15 protein-coding genes are annotated in these 17,418 nt (G+C 74.6%); 9 read left to right on the top strand and 6 right to left on the bottom strand.

All coding sequences use genetic code 11. The annotated features are described in order from the left end of the window. Nucleotides 1-36: 36 nt before the first annotated feature. Nucleotides 37-1,509 (bottom strand): MFS transporter, encoded by a 1,473-nt coding sequence (locus ABZ621_RS11915; RefSeq protein ID WP_360603289.1) that lies wholly within the window; start codon nucleotides 1,507-1,509, stop codon nucleotides 37-39. A gap of 114 nt (nucleotides 1,510-1,623) precedes the next feature. Here ABZ621_RS11915 and ABZ621_RS11910 point away from each other — a divergent pair, with 114 nt between their 5' ends. Continuing rightward, nucleotides 1,624-2,037 carry a MarR family transcriptional regulator gene (locus tag ABZ621_RS11910; protein ID WP_360603287.1) on the top strand — a complete coding sequence of 138 codons (414 nt, stop codon included), beginning with the start codon at nucleotides 1,624-1,626 and terminating at the stop codon, nucleotides 2,035-2,037. 50 nt (nucleotides 2,038-2,087) lie between these two features. Beyond that, entirely contained in the window at nucleotides 2,088-2,870 is a 783-nt protein-coding gene (locus ABZ621_RS11905) for a phosphatase (protein WP_360603285.1), read from the top strand. Here the strand turns inward: ABZ621_RS11905 and ABZ621_RS11900 are convergent. The 4 genes from ABZ621_RS11900 to ABZ621_RS11885 form a co-directional block, all read right to left on the bottom strand. Beyond that, nucleotides 2,859-3,797 (bottom strand): cation diffusion facilitator family transporter, encoded by a 939-nt coding sequence (locus tag ABZ621_RS11900; RefSeq protein WP_360603283.1) that lies wholly within the window; start codon nucleotides 3,795-3,797, stop codon nucleotides 2,859-2,861. The two genes, ABZ621_RS11905 and ABZ621_RS11900, sit on opposite strands and share 12 nt — an antisense overlap. Nucleotides 3,798-3,821: 24 nt before the next feature. Further along, entirely contained in the window at nucleotides 3,822-4,691 is an 870-nt protein-coding gene (locus ABZ621_RS11895) for an acyl-CoA thioesterase II (RefSeq protein ID WP_360603281.1), read from the bottom strand. Next, complete coding sequence (locus ABZ621_RS11890) at nucleotides 4,692-5,849, bottom strand: acyl-CoA dehydrogenase family protein (protein ID WP_360603279.1); 1,158 nt, start codon at nucleotides 5,847-5,849, stop codon at nucleotides 4,692-4,694. A 76-nt stretch (nucleotides 5,850-5,925) separates the two neighbouring features. Then, nucleotides 5,926-7,029 (bottom strand): helix-turn-helix transcriptional regulator, encoded by a 1,104-nt coding sequence (locus ABZ621_RS11885; RefSeq protein ID WP_360603277.1) that lies wholly within the window; start codon nucleotides 7,027-7,029, stop codon nucleotides 5,926-5,928. A gap of 167 nt (nucleotides 7,030-7,196) precedes the next feature. Here ABZ621_RS11885 and ABZ621_RS11880 point away from each other — a divergent pair, with 167 nt between their 5' ends. Continuing rightward, entirely contained in the window at nucleotides 7,197-7,799 is a 603-nt protein-coding gene (locus tag ABZ621_RS11880) for a hypothetical protein (RefSeq protein ID WP_360603275.1), read from the top strand. A gap of 28 nt (nucleotides 7,800-7,827) precedes the next feature. Here the strand turns inward: ABZ621_RS11880 and ABZ621_RS11875 are convergent, their stop codons facing one another. After that, nucleotides 7,828-9,252 (bottom strand): PucR family transcriptional regulator, encoded by a 1,425-nt coding sequence (locus ABZ621_RS11875; RefSeq protein WP_360603273.1) that lies wholly within the window; start codon nucleotides 9,250-9,252, stop codon nucleotides 7,828-7,830. Between the two features lie 119 nt (nucleotides 9,253-9,371). On the opposite strand from ABZ621_RS11875, the gene speB reads away from it, so the two are divergent. The 6 genes from speB to ABZ621_RS11845 all read left to right on the top strand — a co-directional run bounded on the left by speB (nucleotide 9,372) and on the right by ABZ621_RS11845 (nucleotide 17,365). Beyond that, complete coding sequence (gene speB, locus ABZ621_RS11870) at nucleotides 9,372-10,337, top strand: agmatinase (RefSeq protein WP_360603271.1); 966 nt, start codon at nucleotides 9,372-9,374, stop codon at nucleotides 10,335-10,337. A gap of 81 nt (nucleotides 10,338-10,418) precedes the next feature. After that, the gene (locus ABZ621_RS11865) at nucleotides 10,419-12,101 is read left to right on the top strand and encodes a thiamine pyrophosphate-binding protein (protein ID WP_360603269.1); all 1,683 of its coding nucleotides are present in this window, start codon (nucleotides 10,419-10,421) and stop codon (nucleotides 12,099-12,101) included. A gap of 88 nt (nucleotides 12,102-12,189) precedes the next feature. Beyond that, nucleotides 12,190-12,513 carry a hypothetical protein gene (locus tag ABZ621_RS11860; protein ID WP_360603267.1) on the top strand — a complete coding sequence of 108 codons (324 nt, stop codon included), beginning with the start codon at nucleotides 12,190-12,192 and terminating at the stop codon, nucleotides 12,511-12,513. Between the two features lie 116 nt (nucleotides 12,514-12,629). Beyond that, on the top strand, nucleotides 12,630-16,409 hold the full coding sequence (locus ABZ621_RS11855; RefSeq protein ID WP_360603265.1) for an ABC transporter ATP-binding protein: 3,780 nt from the start codon (nucleotides 12,630-12,632) through the stop codon (nucleotides 16,407-16,409). A 48-nt stretch (nucleotides 16,410-16,457) separates the two neighbouring features. After that, on the top strand, nucleotides 16,458-16,862 hold the full coding sequence (locus ABZ621_RS11850; RefSeq protein WP_360603263.1) for a hypothetical protein: 405 nt from the start codon (nucleotides 16,458-16,460) through the stop codon (nucleotides 16,860-16,862). 83 nt (nucleotides 16,863-16,945) lie between these two features. Then, on the top strand, nucleotides 16,946-17,365 hold the full coding sequence (locus ABZ621_RS11845) for a hypothetical protein (protein WP_360603261.1): 420 nt from the start codon (nucleotides 16,946-16,948) through the stop codon (nucleotides 17,363-17,365). Nucleotides 17,366-17,418: the final 53 nt, after the last annotated feature.

Here is a 17,418-nt window from a genome sequence, read left to right as displayed (position 1 = left end):
CCCGCCGCCGGGCCGGCTCCCGCCGCCCCGCCCGGGCTACGTCGCCGCCGGCCGCCGCTCGCGGGTCAGCCGGCGCAGGACGAGTGCGACGGCCACGCCGGCGGCGGAGAAGACCGCCAGGGCCAGGAAGCCGTCGGCGACCCCGGCGGCGGTGGCGTCCGCGGCGGCGGCGCCCCTCGCCAGCCGGCCGTCGGCGGTGGTGGCCAGGACGGTGCCGATCACGGCGATGCCCAGGGCCGCGCCGCTCTCGTTGAAGGTGTTCAGGAGCCCGGAGCCGACGCCCGACTCCGCCGCCCCCACGTGCGAGGCTCCGATGCCGAACAGTGGGACGAAGCAGGCCGGCAGGCCCGCGCCGACGACGGCGAGTGCCACGACCGTCGGCGCGAGCGCGTCGGGCCCGGTGGCCAGGAAGCCCGCGCCGAGGAGGTGGAGCGCGGCGCCGAGCGCGTACGTCCCGCCCGGTCCGAGCGCGCCGACGAGGGCGGGCGCGACTGCGGCGGCGGCGAGCGCGGCCAGGCCCATCGGCAGCAGGGCGAGGCCGGTGGCGAAGGCGCTCATCCGGTGGACCTCCTGGAAGTACTGGGCGGCCAGGAAGGAGCTGCCGATCATCACGCCGGCGACCAGGAGCAGGCCCACGCTGGACAGCCAGTAGGTCGGCCTGCGCAGCAGGTGCAGCGGCAGCAGCGGGTCCTCCCGGCCCAGCTCCATGAAGGTCACGAGGGCGAGGAGGGCCGCCGCGGCGGCGAGGCCGGCCCAGGCGGCCCGGTCGCCGAAGCCCTCGTGGAAGCGGATCAGGCCGAAGGAGAGGGCGGCGAGCCCGGCCGTGGACACGACGGCCGAGGGGAGCCGGAGCCCGCGGCCGGAGGCGGTCCGCAGCGAGGGCACGGCGCGCAGGGCGGCGGCGAAGGCCGCGACGCTGACGGGGAGGTTGACGAGGAACGCCCAGCGCCAGTCGACGGCGGTGACGATCAGGCCGCCGAGCACGACGCCGAGGGTGGCGCCGATGACGCCGAGGCCGCTCCAGGCGGTCAGCGCGATCCTGCGCTGCTCCTCGTCCCGGTAGACCTCCAGGATGATCGAGAGGGCGGCCGCGGAGAGCAGCGCGGCGCCGACGCCCTGCGCGGCGCGGCCGCCGACCAGCAGTTCCTGGCCGGGGGCGACGCCGCAGAGCGCCGAGGCGGCGGCGAAGAGGGTGAGCCCGGCGAGGAAGGTGCGGCGCCGCCCGTGGACGTCGGAGACCCGGCCGCCGAAGAGCAGCAGGCTGCCGAAGAGCAGGACGTAGGCGCTGATCGTCCACTGGAGGGCCGTCCGGTCCGCGGGCAGGTCCGCCCCGATGGAGGGGAGGGCCACGGTCACGACGGTCGAGTCGAGCATCACCATCAGCTGGGCGACGCCGACCACGGCCAGGGCGGTCCAGGGGGCCTTGGCGGGAGCGGCCGCGACCGGTGTCGGTGCCGGTGTCGGTGTCGGTGCCGGTGGTGCCGGTGGTGCCGGCGTCCGCTGGTTCATGGGGGGTCCCTTCTCGCACGGATTCCGATCCATGCGCATGCATGGAAATCGATCCGCACGCTACATCCATGCGCATGCATAGACAAGGTCGGGGCGGACGCCTAGGATCGGGGCGTGACCGAAGCACCCCTGACCGACCGCTGGATGGCCACGGTCCGCGTCGGCGCGCAGATCGCCCAGGCCGCGGAGCGCCTGCTCTCGGACGCGTACGGCCTGTGCGTCAGCGGCTTCGAGATCATGGACGTCATGGACCGGGAGGGCGACTGGATCCGCGCCGGCGAGCTGAGCGCCCGCGCCTCCCGGAGTCAGCCCCAGGTCTCCCGGCTGCTCGCGCAGATGGTGGACGCCGGATACGTCGAGCGCCGCCCCTGCGCCACCGACCGGCGCGGCTTCGACGTCCGCCTCACCGCGTCCGGCGGGGACCTCTTCGCCCGCGCCACCGGCACCATGGAGGAGCTCCTGGGCGGGCTCGCCGGGGCGCGCCCGGAGGTCCGCGAGGTCCTCGCCGCCCCGCGCGGGGACGTCTGAGGCGCGGAACGCCTCCCCGGCCGCGCGGCGGGCGCGGCAAAATGAGCGCCATGCCGATACTCAGCCGTGACGCCCTCGTCGAGCACCTCGTCCGCAGCCGCATCGCGGGCGACGTCGCCACCCCCCGCGAGAACAACCTCGACCACTACCGCAAGCTCGCCAACGGCGACCGGCACTACTGGCTCGGCCTGGAGCTCGGGGACCGGTGGACGGACGAGCAGGACGTGCTGGCCGTGATGGCCGAGCGCTGCGGCGTCGTCGACGACCCGGCCCACCGCGCCGGGCAGGACACCATCGACCCCGAGCTGACCGTCGACGCCCTCGACCGGATGGCCGTCCGCCTGAAGGAGGCCGCCGCCGCCCGGCAGCGCGTGCTCTTCGCCACCGGCCACCCCGGCGCGCTGATCGACGCGCACAGCCGGGTCGCCGCCGCGCTGCGGGCCCAGGGCTGCGACATCGTGCGGATCCCCGGCGGGCTCGTCGCCGACGAGGGGTACGTCGTGCAGTTCGCGGACGTCGCCGTGTTCGAGCGCGGCGCCAGCCTCTGGCACACCCACTCGCCGGAGCCGATGAACGCGATCCTCGACGGCCTCGCCCTGCTCGGCGAGGCCGCGCCCGACCTCGTCGTCGCCGACCACGGCTGGGCCGGCCGCGCCGCGCAGCGCGGCATCGACTCCGTCGGCTACGCGGACTGCAACGACCCGGCGCTCTTCGTCGCCGAGGCCGAGGGCACCATGAAGGTGACGGTCCCGCTCGACGACCACGTCGTGGACCCGCGCTTCTACGAGCCGATGACGGCGTACCTGCTGAACGCCGCGGGCCTACTGGTCTGACGGCCCCGGCGTCGGGTCCAGATAGACCCGCCGCACCGAGGGGAAGCGGGCCCGGAGGCGTGCCTCCGCCTGTTCGCAGGCCCGCTCCACCTCCGCCGCCGTCACCACGTCCCGGAAGTCGATCTTCGCGGCGATCATCACCTCGCCGGGGCCCTGGATCAGGGTGATCAGGTCGAGCACGTCCACCACGTGCGCGACGCCGAGCAGTTCCTCCCGCACCTCCGCCCGCATGGGCCGGGGCAGCGGGCGGCCGATGAGGAGCCGGGCGTTGGCGCGGCCCAGGACCCAGGCCACGTACACGAGGAGACAGCCGATCAGGATCGAGGCGACGCCGTCCCAGACGCCGGAGCCGGTGATCTGGCCGCCGAGCAGACCGCCGGCGGCGAGCATCAGACCGGCGAGGGCCGCCGAGTCCTCCAGGACCACCGCCTTGACGGTGGTGTCGGGGGTGAGCCGCAGGTAGGCGGCGAAGGGCGCCCGCATCCGTTCCGCCTCCGCCTTGACCTGCTTGACGCCGGTCCGCAGGGAGAAGGCCTCCAGGACGAAGGAGACGGCGAGCACGATGTAGGAGACGAGCGGGTCGCCGAGCTCCTCGCCGTGGGTGAGCGTGTGGATGCCGTCGTAGACCGAGAAGACCGCGCCGCCGACGAAGGTGGCGACGGCGGCGAGCATCGCCCAGACGTACCGCTCGCCCGCGTGCCCGACCGGATGGTCCTCGTCGGCGGGCTTCTCGCTCCGCTTGAGCGCGGTGAGCAGCATGACCTCGGTGACGGTGTCGGCGACCGAGTGGGCGGCCTCCGACATCATCGCGCTCGATCCGCTGATGACGCCGGCGACGGCCTTGGCGACCGCGATCCCGAGGTTCGCGCCCGCCGCCACGATCACCGTGAAGGTGCTCTCACCGTTGTCCGTCCGTGCATCCGTCATGACATCGGACGGTATGTCCGGTGGTCAGCGCGGGACGCGAACGACACCCTCCTGGATGACGGAGATCGCGAGCCGCCCGTCCTGGGTCCAGATCCTGGCCTGGCCGAGGCCGCGCCCGCCGGAGGAGGACGGCGACTCCTGGTCGTAGAGGAGCCATTCGTCGGCCCGGAACGGCCGGTGGAACCACATCGCGTGGTCGAGCGAGGCGCCGACCACGTCCCCGACGGCCCAGCCGCCGCGCCCGTGGGCGAGCAGCACCGAGTCGAGCAGGGTCATGTCGGAGACGTAGGTGGCGAGGACGACGTGCAGCAGGGGGTCGTCGGCGAGCTTGCCGTTGGTACGGAACCACACCTGCGAGCGCGGTTCGCGCGGCTCTCCGACCGAGCCCCACGGCGGGGTCTCGGCGTACCGCAGGTCGACGGCGGCGCGGGCCTCGACCAGCCGCCGGGCGACGTCCCGCGGCAGGTGCCGGGGGAGCATCTCCTCGGCGGTCGGCAGCGCGTCCGGGTCGGGCGCGGCCGGCATCGCGTCCTGGTGGTCGAGCCCCTCCTCGTGCGTCTGGAAGGACGCGGAGAGGTGGAAGATCGGCTGCCCGTGCTGGATCGCGACGACCCGCCGGGTGGTGAAGGACCGCCCGTCCCGGATCCGGTCGACCTCGTAGACGATCGGCGCGCCCGGGTCGCCCGGCACCAGGAAGTAGGCGTGCAGCGAGTGGGCGAGACGGTCCGCGGGGACGGTCCGGCCCGCGGCCACCAGCGCCTGGGCGGCCACCTGGCCGCCGAAGACGCGGGGGACGATCGCGGACCGGGACTGTCCCCGGAAGATGTCCTGCTCGATCCGCTCCAGGTCGAGCAGGGCGAGCAGGTCATCCAGTGCGGAAGGAGCGTCGGGCACTTACAGGCCCATGTTCTTCGCGATGATCGACTTCATGATCTCGCTGGTGCCGCCGTAGATGCGGTTGACGCGGTTGTCGGCGTACAGGCGGGCGATCGGGTACTCGTTCATGTAGCCGTAGCCGCCGTGCAGCTGGAGGCAGCGGTCGATGACGCGGTGCGCGACCTCGGTGCAGAAGAGCTTGGCGGAGGCGGCCTCGGCCGGGGTCAGCTCGCCCGCGTCCAGGGCCTCCAGGGCGCGGTCGGCGACGGCCTCGGCGGCGTCCACCTCGGCCTGGCAGGCGGCCAGCTCGAACTTGGTGTTCTGGAAGTGGGCGACCGGCTTGCCGAAGACGGTGCGCTCCTGCACGTACTGCTGGGCGAAGCGGACGGCGGCCTTGGCCTGCGCGTAGGCGCCGAAGGCGATGCCCCAGCGCTCGGAGGCGAGGTTGTGGCCGAGGTAGTAGAAGCCCTTGCCCTCCTCGCCGAGCAGGTCCTCGACGGGGACCTTGACGTCGACGAAGGCGAGCTCGGCGGTGTCGGAGGTCTTCAGGCCGAGCTTGTCGAGCTTGCGGCCGATCGAGTAGCCCTCGGACTTGGTGTCCACGGCGAAGAGCGAGATGCCGAAGCGGCGGTCGTCCTCGGACGGGGCCGAGGTGCGGGCGCAGACGATGACGCGGTCGGCGTGGACGCCGCCGGTGATGAAGGTCTTGGCGCCGTTGAGGACGTAGTGGGTGCCGTCCTCGGAGAGCTTGGCGGTGGTCTTCATGCCCGCGACGTCGGAGCCGGTGCCCGGCTCGGTCATCGCCAGGGCCCACATCTCCTCGCCGGAGACGAACTTCGGCAGGTAGCGCTTCTTCTGGTCGCCGGTGGCGAGCATCTTGATGTACGGCAGGGCGAGCAGCACGTGCACGCCGGAGCCGCCGAACTGCACGCCGGCGCGGGAGGTCTCCTCGTAGAGGACGGCCTCGAACTTGTGGGTGTCGAGACCGGCGCCGCCGAACTCCTCCGGCACGTTGATGCCGAAGATGCCCAGCTCGCCGAGCTTGTAGTAGAAGTCGCGCGGCGCCTGGCCGGCCGCGAACCACTCGTCGTAGACGGGGACGACCTCGGCCTCGATGAAGGCCCGGATGGTCTCCCGGAACGCCTCGTGGTCCTCGTTGAATACGGTACGGCGCACGGTGCGACTCCTCCGGTGTGCGGGCCCTGTTGTCTAAGCGCTTGCTCAGTCTGTCAGGTCCGAAGTTACCCAGCGGTCACCCGCCCTGTCCAGACTCCCGGCCTGTGATCCAGGCCCGTTCCACGGAGTCGTACCCGTACACCGGCCCTCGCCCCACCCCGCTCGTCCGGAAGGGTTCCCCGTCCTCGTCCCCGATCCGCACCGTGCCGCTCCGCCCCTCCGCGCTCCACTCCAGCTCCAGGAACCAGCGGCAGTCGCACCCCGCCGTCCGCGCCGAGACGAGCAGCTCCTCGGGGCCGGTGGCGGTGACCGCGTACGGGAAGGCGACGGCGGGCAGCGTCCGGCCCTCCTCCCCGGAGGCGTCGTACCCGTCCAGCGCCCGCGCCACCGGCCGCGGCCGGTCCAGGTCGACCTCGAAACGGCGCGGGGTCACCGCCCCGCCGCACCCGTCGCCCATCCGGTACCCCGCCCACGGCACCGGCGCGCCCCGCTCCACCACCCGCACGTGCAGCGCGTGGAGCACCACCGCCGCCGCACCCTTCCCCTGCACCGAAAGCCGCACCAGCGTCTCCCCGCCGTGCACCGCCCCCCGCGCCGCCGCCCACCGCCGCGCGTCGGCCGCCACCGGCGGGGGAGGGGGCGTCCGCTCCACGAGGTAGGTGTGCCCGCATCCGTTGCTCCAGAGGTGCGAGGCGACGGTGAACGTCAGCGGCGGAGGCGCCGGGACCTCCGCTTTTCCGGGCAGGAGTACGACTCCGAGCGTCACCGCCCCGAGCGCCGCCACCGCCCCGCCGACCAGGCCCGCCCACGCCCACCGCCGGCGCCGCCGTCCGGACGGGAGGTCCGGCACGCGCGCGTGCACGGGTTCCGGCTCGGCCGCCGGCTCCCGCTGCGGGGCGGGTTCCGGGGCGGGAGCCGGCACAGGAGGCCGCCGGGCGTCGTCCGCGCGGCGCCAGGCCTCCTCCAGGGCGCGCCGCTCCTCCTCGTCCGCGCCGCACAGCGCGGCCAGACGGCCGACGACGGCGAAGTCCTCCGGGACGGTCGCGCCCGAGCAGTACCGGTGGAGGGTGGAGGCGCTCACGTTCAGGCGCCGGCCGAGCGCCTCGAAACTCCGCCCGTCCCGCGCCTTCAGCGCGCGCACGAGGCCTGCGAACTCCCCGACGACCACGTCCTTCGCCACCCTGTCCCCCTTGCGGATCGGCGTCCCACCCCATCACGTTCTCCCACGTCACCGGGGGTGGGATGGTTCCGGGACGGCCGGTGGGCGCGTCACCGTTGCCGCCGACGGCCGACGGCGCGAATCTGGTGGGAGCACCTGACCGAACGACCCACGGGGGAACCACCACCATGACCAAGCTCCGTACCGCGCTGGCCGTCACCGCCGCCGCCCTGGGCCTCGCGGCCCTCGCCACGGCCCCGGCGCAGGCCGCCGCCCAGCCGGCCTTCCTCGCCGCCTCCCAGCTGCCGCCGTCGTCGACGCCGTGGACCGCCACCCAGGTCTTCACCGGCGTGCCGGAGAACGGCGGCGCCCTCTGCGTCCCGTACAAGATCCCGGCGCAGAACACCCGCTACCGCGAGTTCAGCACCGAGCTCGACACCAACGCCGTCCAGATCACGACCGCCGCCCGCACCGAGGCCGACGCCGTGAAGCTGGTCGACACCCTCCGCAAGGCCCTCGCCGGCTGCGGCCCCCTCCTGGAGCGGCAGAACCCGGGCCTGGACGCCGTCAGCGCCTACCACGGCAAGCTCGCCGTGGAGGAGGGCGCCTGGGTCTACAGCCTGGACACGGCCGACCCCCAGATCGGCAACACCGACATCCACCTCTTCTCCGTCGGCCGCGACGGCCGCACCGTCACCTTCGTCCGCTGGGGCCAGATGGGCGACCTCGCCGACGCCCCGCTGGACGGCTTCCGCACGACGACGAAGACCGCCGTCAACAAGCTCTACTGATCACTTCCGCCTGATCACGTCCGCCTGATCACTTCCGGCCGAGCGCGAACCACAGCTCCATCCGCACGTCCGGATCGTCCAGGTCCCGGTCGAGGAGGACCGCGCAGCGGGCGATCCGCTGGCGGACCGTGTTGCGGTGGACGCCCAGCGCGGCGGCCGTCCGGTCCCAGCTGCCGTGCAGGGAGAGCCAGGCGCGCAGGGTCTCGGCCTGCGCCTCGCCGAGGGGAGCGAGGAGCACGCGCGCGTGGGCGGCGGCCTCCGCCGGGTCGACCAGACCGGCGAGGCCGCCCGCCCGGTGGCGGACCAGGGCCGACCGGGTCGCCTCCGCCCGCCGCAGCGCCCGGCCCGCCTGCGCGTCGGCCGCCGGGAGGGCGGCCGGCTCCGCCGGGGCGGAGACCCCGAGGGTCCAGCCGGGCTGGGCCGTCACGGGCGCGTCCGGCGGCAGCAGGAGCCGTACCGGCGGGCCCGCGTCGACCAGGTCCGTGCCGAGCGCCGCCGCCAGACCGGCCGGCGCGAACGGCGTGCCGTCGCCGCCCCGGGCGTGCACCACCGTCCACGGGCCCGGGGAGAGGACGGCGGCCGCCTCCGCCGCCGGGGCGCCGAGCAGCAGCCGGGTCAGCACCCCGTCCCGGACCGCCACGTCGGTCGCCCGGTGCGGGGCGGTCAGCAGGGACAGCAGCACCACCGCCACCCCGGCGACCGTGTGGTCGCCGGGGTCGCGGCGCTCCGTCGCCACGCCGAGCGTCAGCCCGTCGCCGCCGCCGAGCGCGTACGCCGCCAGCCTCAGCCCGCCGCCCTCGCCGCTCGCCGACGCCGGACCGCCCGGGCGCGGACCGACGACCCCGGCCAGCTCCGCGAGGGCCCGCGCCGCCTCCGCGGGCAGCTCCCGGCCCGCCGCCGCCCACTCCGCGCCGTCCCCGCCGTACAGGACCGCCCGGCCGCCGAGCCGCGAGGCCAGCGCGTGCAGCACGGCCGGGACCGGCGCCGGGCGCGCGGCGGCCGTCGCGAGGGACTGCTGCGCCTCCGTCACCCGGCGCAGCTCCGACAGCCTGGCCTCCGCCATCAGCCGCCACAGCGCCCGCGCCACCGCCGCGAACGGGGTCCCGGGAGGCACCTCCACCAGGGGCAGCCCGTGCCGCACGCACGCCTCGACCAGCTCCGCCGGCACCGTGTCGTACACCGGCGTCACCCCGAAACCGAGCGCCGCCGCCCCCGCCTCCACGACCCGCGCCACGAACCGCGCCGGATCCGCCAGCTGCACGCCCGCCGTCAGCAGCAGCTCACCGCCGAGCAGATACGGATACGGGTCGGCCATCTCCGAGGTGTGCACGCCGTGCAGCGCCACCTCGTCCGTGCCGGTGAGCAGCCGGATGCCCAGCTCCCGGCGGGCCAGCAGCGCGGCGAGCGGCACCGGCGGCGCCGGAGGGGCGGAGCCCGGATCCGTGCGCGCCATGACCATGGTCCTTCCGTACATCTCCCGCCCCGACAGTGGAGGAAACGTACACTTCAATGTGGCTTTCGGGCGACTTACGGTCGAGCCGCACCCCGACGACAGCCCAGGAGGCACCGACCATGAGCAGCGACCAGAGCACCCCGCGCGGCCCGATCGACTCGTCCCGCGTCCCGCGGTACGCCGGTCCCGCGACGTTCGCCCGGCTGCCGCGGCTCGACGAGGTCGGCACCGCCGACATCGCCGTGGTCGGCGTCCCCTTCGACTCCGGCGTCTCCTACCGCCCCGGCGCCCGCTTCGGCGGCAACGCCATCCGCGAGGCCTCCCGTCTGCTGCGCCCCTACAACCCGGCGCAGGACGCCTCCCCGTTCGCCCTCGCGCAGGTCGCCGACGGCGGCGACATCGCCGTCAACCCGTTCAACATCAACGAGGCCGTCGAGACCATCGAGGCCGCCGCCGACGAGCTCCTCGGCACCGGCGCCCGCATGATGACCCTCGGCGGCGACCACACCATCGCCCTCCCGCTGCTCCGCTCGGTCGCCAAGAAGCACGGCCCCGTCGCCCTGCTCCACTTCGACGCCCACCTGGACACCTGGGACACCTACTTCGGCGCCGAGTACACCCACGGCACGCCGTTCCGCCGCGCCGTCGAGGAGGGCATCCTCGACACCGAGGCCCTCTCCCACGTCGGCACCCGCGGCCCGCTGTACGGCAAGCAGGACCTGACGGACGACGAGAAGATGGGCTTCGGCATCGTCACCTCCGCCGACATCTACCGCCGCGGCGCCGACGAGGTCGCCGACCAGCTCCGCCAGCGCATCGGCGACCGCCCGCTGTACATCTCCATCGACATCGACTGCCTCGACCCGGCCCACGCCCCCGGCACCGGCACCCCCGAGGCGGGCGGCATGACCTCCCGCGAGCTCCTGGAGATCCTCCGCGGCCTCTCCTCCTGCAACCTGGTCTCCGCGGACGTGGTGGAGGTCGCCCCCGCCTACGACCACGCCGAGATCACGGCCGTCGCCGCCTCCCACACGGCGTACGAGCTGACCACGATCATGAGCCGCCAGATCGCGGCGAGCCGATAATTCCCGGGGGTGCCCGGCCCTGCTCCGGCCGGGCCGGGCACCCGTCGCGTACGAGACCGACCACCCGGAGGAACCGGCCCCATGACCCACGACCACGACCTGGTCCTGCGCCCCACGCCCGCGCAGACGGAAGCCGCCCTCAACCCGCCCCCCGGCCGCACCGGCGGCGACCTGGTCGTCGAGACCCTCACCGGCCTCGGCGCCACGACGGTCTTCGGTCTCCCCGGCCAGCACGCCCTCGGCGTGTTCGACGCCCTGCGCCGCTCGGACCTCCGCTACGTCGGCCTGCGCGCCGAGAACAACGCGGGCTTCGCCGCCGACGCCTACGGCCGGATCACCGGCGAGGCCGCGCCGCTGCTGCTCTCCACCGGCCCCGGCGCGCTCATGGCGCTCGCCGCGCTCCAGGAGGCGGCCGCCGCCTCCGCGCCGGTCCTCGCCATCGGCAGCCAGGTCCCCGCCGCCGGGCTCGGCGGCGGCCGGCGCGGCTACCTCCACGAGCTCCGCGACCAGCAGGCCAGCTTCCGGGACGTCGTGAAGTCCGTCCACACGGCCCGTACGCACTCCCAGATCCCGTCCGCGATCGCCGCCGCCTGGGAGTCGGCGCTCACCGCCCCGCACGGACCCGTCTGGGTCGAGATCCCGCAGGACGTCCTCACGGCGGAGACGATGCTCCCCGTCGTCACGGCCATGGACGCCACGCCCGAGGACCTCGCGCCCCGCCCGGAACTGACCGCGCTTGCGGCGCACCTCCTGTCGACGGCCGAGCGGCCCGCGATCATCGCCGGCGGCGGGGTGATCCGCTCCGACGCCTCCGGCAAGCTCCGCGCGCTCGCCGAGCGGCTCGACGCGCCGGTCGTCACCACCTTCGGCGGCAAGGGCGCGTTCCCCTGGAAGCACCCGCTGTCCCTCCAGTCCTGGCTGGAGGACCGGCACACCACCGACTTCCTGGAGGACGCCGACGTCCTCCTCGTGGTCGGCTCCGGGCTCGGCGAGCTGTCCTCGAACTACCACACCTTCGCCCCGCGCGGCCGGGTGATCCAGATCGAGGCGGACGCGGGCAAGCTGGAGTCCAACCACCCGGCGCTCGGCATCCACGCAGACGCCCGCCTCGCCCTCCAGGCCCTCCTGGAGACGACGGAACCCCGCACCGACGCCACCGCCCCCGAACGGGTCCGCGCGGTCCTGGACCGCGTCGCGGCCCGTCTGGACGCCCAGGACCTGACCCTGGAGCGCCGCCTGGTGGCCTCGGTCCGCGAGGCGCTGCCGCCCCGCGCGCCGAGCTTCTGGGACATGACGATCCTCGCCTACTGGGCGTGGTCCGCCTTCGACCCCCGGCACCCCAACACCATGCACTCCGCGCAGGGCGCCGGCGGCCTCGGCTACGCCCTCCCCTCCGCCCTCGGCGCGGCGGCGGCCGATCCGACGGTCCCGGTCCTCGCGGTCTCCGGCGACGGCGGCGCGATGTACTCGCTCGCGGAGCTGGCCACCGCGAAGCAGTACGGCTTCGACGTCACCTGGCTGATCGTCGACGACGGCGGCTACGGCATCCTCCGCGAGTACATGACCGACGTCTACGGCGAGGCCACCGGCACGGACCTCACCCGCCCCGACTTCGTCGCCCTCGCCGAGTCCTTCGGCGTCCCCGCCGCCCTGACCACCCCCGAAACCCTGACCGCCGACCTGGCGAAGTCCCTCGCCACCCCCGGCCCGTCGGTCGTCGTCCTCCCGGCCCTCCTGAAGATGTTCGAACCGACCCACCTCTGACGCGCCCGGGCAACTCCACGGTCCTCCCGCGAGTCCTTCCCCCCGAACGGCCCGGCCGGGTCGTTCGAGGTCCACGGGGGGATCCGGGATGCGCGTAATGGGGAAGATCGGCAGGTTCCTCGGCGAGTTCGTCGGGGAGGTGGTGGGGGAGCTCCTGCTGTGCGCGCTCGCCGTGGGGCTCCTCCTCGGCGTCGCGTTCCTCGGCGCCGCGGCGTACGCGGCGAGCCCCGTGGGGGCCCTCGCCGGCGGCGCCGGGCTCCTCGCCTTCGCCGGGTACGGCGGGGTGCAGTACGCCCGGGGGGCCGGACGGCGCCAGGGGTGGCTCGCCGGGGCCGCCCTCGCCGTCTTCGTCGCGCTCGCGGGCGGCGCCGGTCTCGTGACCTACTGCGGCTGCTGGCAGCTCCTCGGCTGACCGGCCGGTCCCAGGACCACCGCCCGGTCTTTGTCGCCGCGGGATGAAAACGCACGTCGGGCGTGTTGTGGCCTTCCGGTAGACCGGGACGGACGGGAGGCGCCACGGTGGCGGTGGTGGAGCGGCAAGAGGGGTGGGCGCGGCGGCTGTGGTCGTACGCCTGGCGGTACAAGACGGACGTCGTGCTCGCGCTGGGGTCGTCGCTGGCCGGCATGGCGCTGCTCGCGCTGGTGCCGCTCGTCACCAAGGTGATCATCGATGACGTGATCGGCGCGGGGACGCGGTCCCTGGCCGTGTGGACCGGGCTGCTGCTCGGCGTCGCCGTGCTCGTGTACGGGCTGACGTACATCAGGCGCTACTACGGCGGCCGGCTCGCGCTCGACGTGCAGCGGGACCTCCGGGACGACATGTACGGGACGATCCTGCGGCTGGACGGGCGGCGGCAGGACGAGCTGTCGACCGGGCAGGTCGTGGGGCGGGCCACCAGCGACCTGCAGCTCATCCAGGGTCTGCTGTTCATGCTCCCGATGACCATCGGGAACGTCCTGCTGTTCCTGATATCGCTGGCCGTCATGGCCTGGCTGTCGATCCCGCTGACCCTCGTCGCGCTCGCCGTCGCCCCCGCCCTCTGGTGGATCGCCAAGCGGAGCCGTACCCGTCTGCACCCGGCCACCTGGGCCGCCCAGCAGGAGGCCGCCGGCGTCGCCGGGGTCGTCGACGGGGCCGTCACCGGCGTCCGGGTCGTGAAGGGCTTCGGGCAGGAGGACCAGGAGACCGGGAAGATCCGGGACGCGGGGCGGAAGCTGTTCGCCGCGCGCCTGCGGACGATCCGGCTGAACTCGCTCTACACGCCCGCCCTGCAGGCCGTCCCCGCCCTCGGCCAGGTCGCCGTGCTCGCGCTCGGCGGCTGGCTCGCGTACAAGGGCCAGATCACCCTCGGCACCTTCGTCGCGTTCTCCTCCTACCTGGCCTCCCTCGTCGGCCCCGTCCGGATGCTCGCCATGGTCCTCACCGTCGGCCAGCAGGCCCGCGCGGGCGTGGAGCGGGTCGTCGAGCTGATCGACACCGAGCCGGTCATCGACGACGGCACGAAGGAGCTGCCGGCCGACGCCCCCGCGACCGTCGAGTTCGACGACGTGAGCTTCGGCTACGGCGACGGTGACGGGCGCGGCAAGCCCGTCCTCGACGGCTTCTCCCTGGAGCTGAGGGAAGGCGAGACCGTCGCCCTCGTCGGCTCCTCCGGCTCCGGCAAGTCGACTGTCTCCCTCCTCCTGCCCCGCTTCTACGACGTCGACCGCGGCGCCGTCCTCGTCGGCGGCCACGACGTCCGCGAGCTGACCCTGGAGTCGCTGCGGGCCGCGATCGGCCTGGTCCCCGAGGACTCCTTCCTCTTCTCCGACACCGTCCGCGCCAACATCGCGTACGGCGTCCCCGACGCCACCGACGAGCAGATCGAGGCCGCCGCCCGGGCCGCCCGCGCGGACCGCTTCATCGCCGAGCTGCCGGACGGCTACGCCACCAAGGTCGGCGAGCACGGCCTCACCCTCTCCGGCGGCCAGCGCCAGCGCGTCGCCCTGGCCCGCGCGATCCTCACCGACCCCCGCCTCCTCGTCCTCGACGACGCCACCTCCGCCGTCGACGCCAAGGTCGAGCACGAGATCCACGAGGCCCTGAAGTCCGTGATGGCGGGGCGTACGACCCTGCTCATCGCGCACCGCCGCTCCACCCTCGGCCTCGCCGACCGGATCGCCGTCCTCGACGGCGGCCGGCTCGCCGACCTCGGCACCCACGAGGAGCTCCAGGAGCGCTCCGCCCTCTACCGCCGCCTCCTCACCGACCCCGACGAGCTCGGCGGCGTCTCGCCCGGCCACGTCCTGAAGGCCACCGAGGAGCTGGTCGAGGACGCGGGGCTGCGGGCCGAGCTGGACGCCGAGTTCGACGCCGAGCGCGGCATCACCCCCGCCCTCTGGGTGCGGGACGAGGCCCCCGACCGGGAGGCGAAGGCCGCCGGGGCCACCCCCGAGCTGCTCGCCGCCGTCGCCGCGCTGCCGCCCGCCGCCGACACCCCGGACGTGGACGAGGCCCGGGCCGTCGAGCCGGAGACCGAGTACGGGCTCCGCCGGCTGCTGCGCGGCTTCGGCGCGCCCCTCCTCATCAGCCTCGGCCTGGTCGCCCTCGACGCCGGCGCCGGACTGCTGCTGCCGGTCCTGATCCGGCACGGCATCGACGAGGGCGTGAACCGGCTGGCCGTCGGCGCCGTCTGGGCCGCCTCCGCGCTCGCGCTCGTCACCGTCCTCGTGCAGTGGGTGGCGCAGACCGCCGAGACCCGCATGACCGGCCGCACCGGCGAGCGGGTCCTCTACGCGCTCCGCCTGAAGATCTTCGCCCAGCTCCAGCGGCTCGGCCTCGACTACTACGAGCGGGAGCTGACCGGCCGGATCATGACCCGGATGACGACGGACGTCGACGCCATGTCGACCTTCCTCCAGACGGGCCTGGTCACCGCCTTCGTCTCGGTCGTCACCTTCTTCGGGATCATGGTGGCGCTGCTCGTCCTCGACCTCCAGCTGGCCCTGGTCGTCTTCGCCTCGCTGCCGTTCCTCGCCGTCGCCACGTACTACTTCCGCCGCTCCAGCGTGAAGGCGTACGAGCTGGCCCGCGAGCGGATCAGCGTCGTCAACGCCGACCTCCAGGAGTCCGTCGCCGGGCTGCGGATCGTGCAGGCCTTCGGCCGGGAGCGGGCGGGCGCCGCCCGGTTCGCCGAGCGCGGCGACGCCTACCGGGACGCGCGCGTGCGCGGCCAGTGGCTGATCTCGGTCTACTTCCCGTTCGTCACCCTGCTCTCCTCGGCCGCCGCCGCGGCCGTGATGATCGTCGGCGCCAACCGGATCGAGGCCGGCACCCTCACCACCGGCGCCCTCGTCGCCTACCTCCTCTACATCGACCTGTTCTTCGCCCCCGTCCAGCAGCTCTCCCAGGTCTTCGACGGCTACCAGCAGGCCGCCGTCTCCCTCGGCCGCATGCAGGAACTGCTCCGCGAGCCGACGTCGACCGCCCCCGCCGCGTCGCCCCGCGAGGTGCCGTCGCTCCGCGGCGACCTCGCCTTCGAGTCCGTGTCCTTCGCGTACGGAGCGGAGGAGGGCCCGGAGGAGGGCAAGGCGAAGGGCAAGGAGGAGGCCGCCCTCACCGGCATCGACCTGCGGATCCCCGCCGGACAGACCGTCGCCTTCGTCGGCGAGACCGGCGCCGGCAAGTCCACCCTGGTCAAGCTGGTCGCCCGCTTCTACGACCCGACCTCGGGCCGGGTCACCGCGGACGGCACCGACCTGAGGGACCTCGACCTCACCGCGTACCGGCACCGGCTCGGCGTCGTCCCCCAGGAGGCGTACCTCTTCGCCGGGACGGTCCGCGACGCCATCGCCTACGGGCGGCCCGGCGCCACCGACGCCGAGGTGGAGGCCGCGGCCCGCGCGGCCGGCGCGCACGACATGATCGCCACCCTGGACGGCGGCTACCTCCACGAGGTCGCCGAGCGCGGCCGGAACCTCTCGGCGGGCCAGCGGCAGCTGATCGCCCTGGCCCGCGCCGAGCTGGTCGACCCGGACGTCCTCCTCCTCGACGAGGCCACGGCCGCCCTGGACCTGGCCACCGAGGCGCAGGTGAACGCCGCCACCGAGCGCCTCTCCGGCCGCCGCACGACCCTGATCGTCGCCCACCGCCTGACCACGGCGGCCCGCGCGGACCGGGTCGTCGTCATGGACCACGGCCGGGTCGCCGAGGACGGCAGCCACGACGAGCTCCTCGCCCGCGACGGCCGCTACGCGACCCTGTGGCGCACCTTCATCGGCGAGGCGGACCCGGAGGCCGAGCCGGAGGGGGAGCCGGCCGCGATCTGAGTACGGGGGCTCATGCCCGGGAGCGGCGGGCGGGGTTGGATCGGTGCCGTGAACGACCACGCCCCCGCCCCCGGCCCCGCCGCCGCTCCTGCTCCCGCTCCTGCTCCCGCTCCCGCTCCCGTCGCCGGTGAGCCCGCCCCCGACCGGGCCGTCCGGCTGCTGCGCCGCAGCGCGCTCTGCGCCGGGCTGCTGTTCCTCCCGGCGGTGCTGCTCGGCGTCGTGCTCGCCCTGGCCTCCGAGAGCGGCACGGCGTGTGTGATGCGGGGGACGTGCGGCGAGGTCCCCGGCTGGCTCTACTGGGTCACCCTGGCCGTCGGGGGCGGCGCCTGGCTCCGGGCGCTCACCGTCCCCTACGGCGCCCCGCCCACCCCGGCCCGCTGGGCCGCCCTGTGGACGCTGATCGGCGCCGAGCTGCTCTTCCTCGGCCTCGTCATGGCGTACTTCAACGGCTGATCGGTGCCGCCAGGGCAACCGTACGGGCGTCCCGAACGTCGTATGCGTGTACGGCAAGAAGCGTGGCGGGGGAGGAGACGGGCATGCCCGGAGGTACTGCGGTCCGGCGGGCCCTCGCACGCGTGCGTGTGCACCCCGTCGCGTACGCCCTCGCCCTCGCCTTCGCCGCCGGGCTGCTGACCCTGGCCGGGCCCGGCGCGGGCACCGCCGAAGCGGTCTCCGTCTGCCAGGGCAGACCCGCCCGCACGGTCTCCTTCGCCACAGGCGAGCTGCGCCTCTACCGCACCCGGCACTACGCCTGCGCCCTGGTCCTCGCCAAGCGGCCGGGCGCCCCGCGCCCCATGAAGGTCACCCTCCAGCCACGCGGCGGCCGGGCCGCCGCCGTCAGCGGGCGCTGGGGCCGGCAGGCCGGACCGGTGACCGTGCACGCGCTCAACCGCTGCGTCCGCGCCACCGCCACCGTCTCCGGACGCTCCGCCGCCACCGGCTGGATCCTGTGCTGAGCCACAGGTAAGGCTCAACCGGGTCTGGCGGCCCGGACGTTCACCCCGCTAGG

Source organism: Streptomyces sp. NPDC007863, from assembly GCF_040633895.1.
In the GTDB taxonomy this organism is placed as follows: Bacteria; Actinomycetota; Actinomycetes; order Streptomycetales; family Streptomycetaceae; genus Streptomyces.
This window is presented reverse-complemented; position numbering and strand designations above follow the sequence as displayed.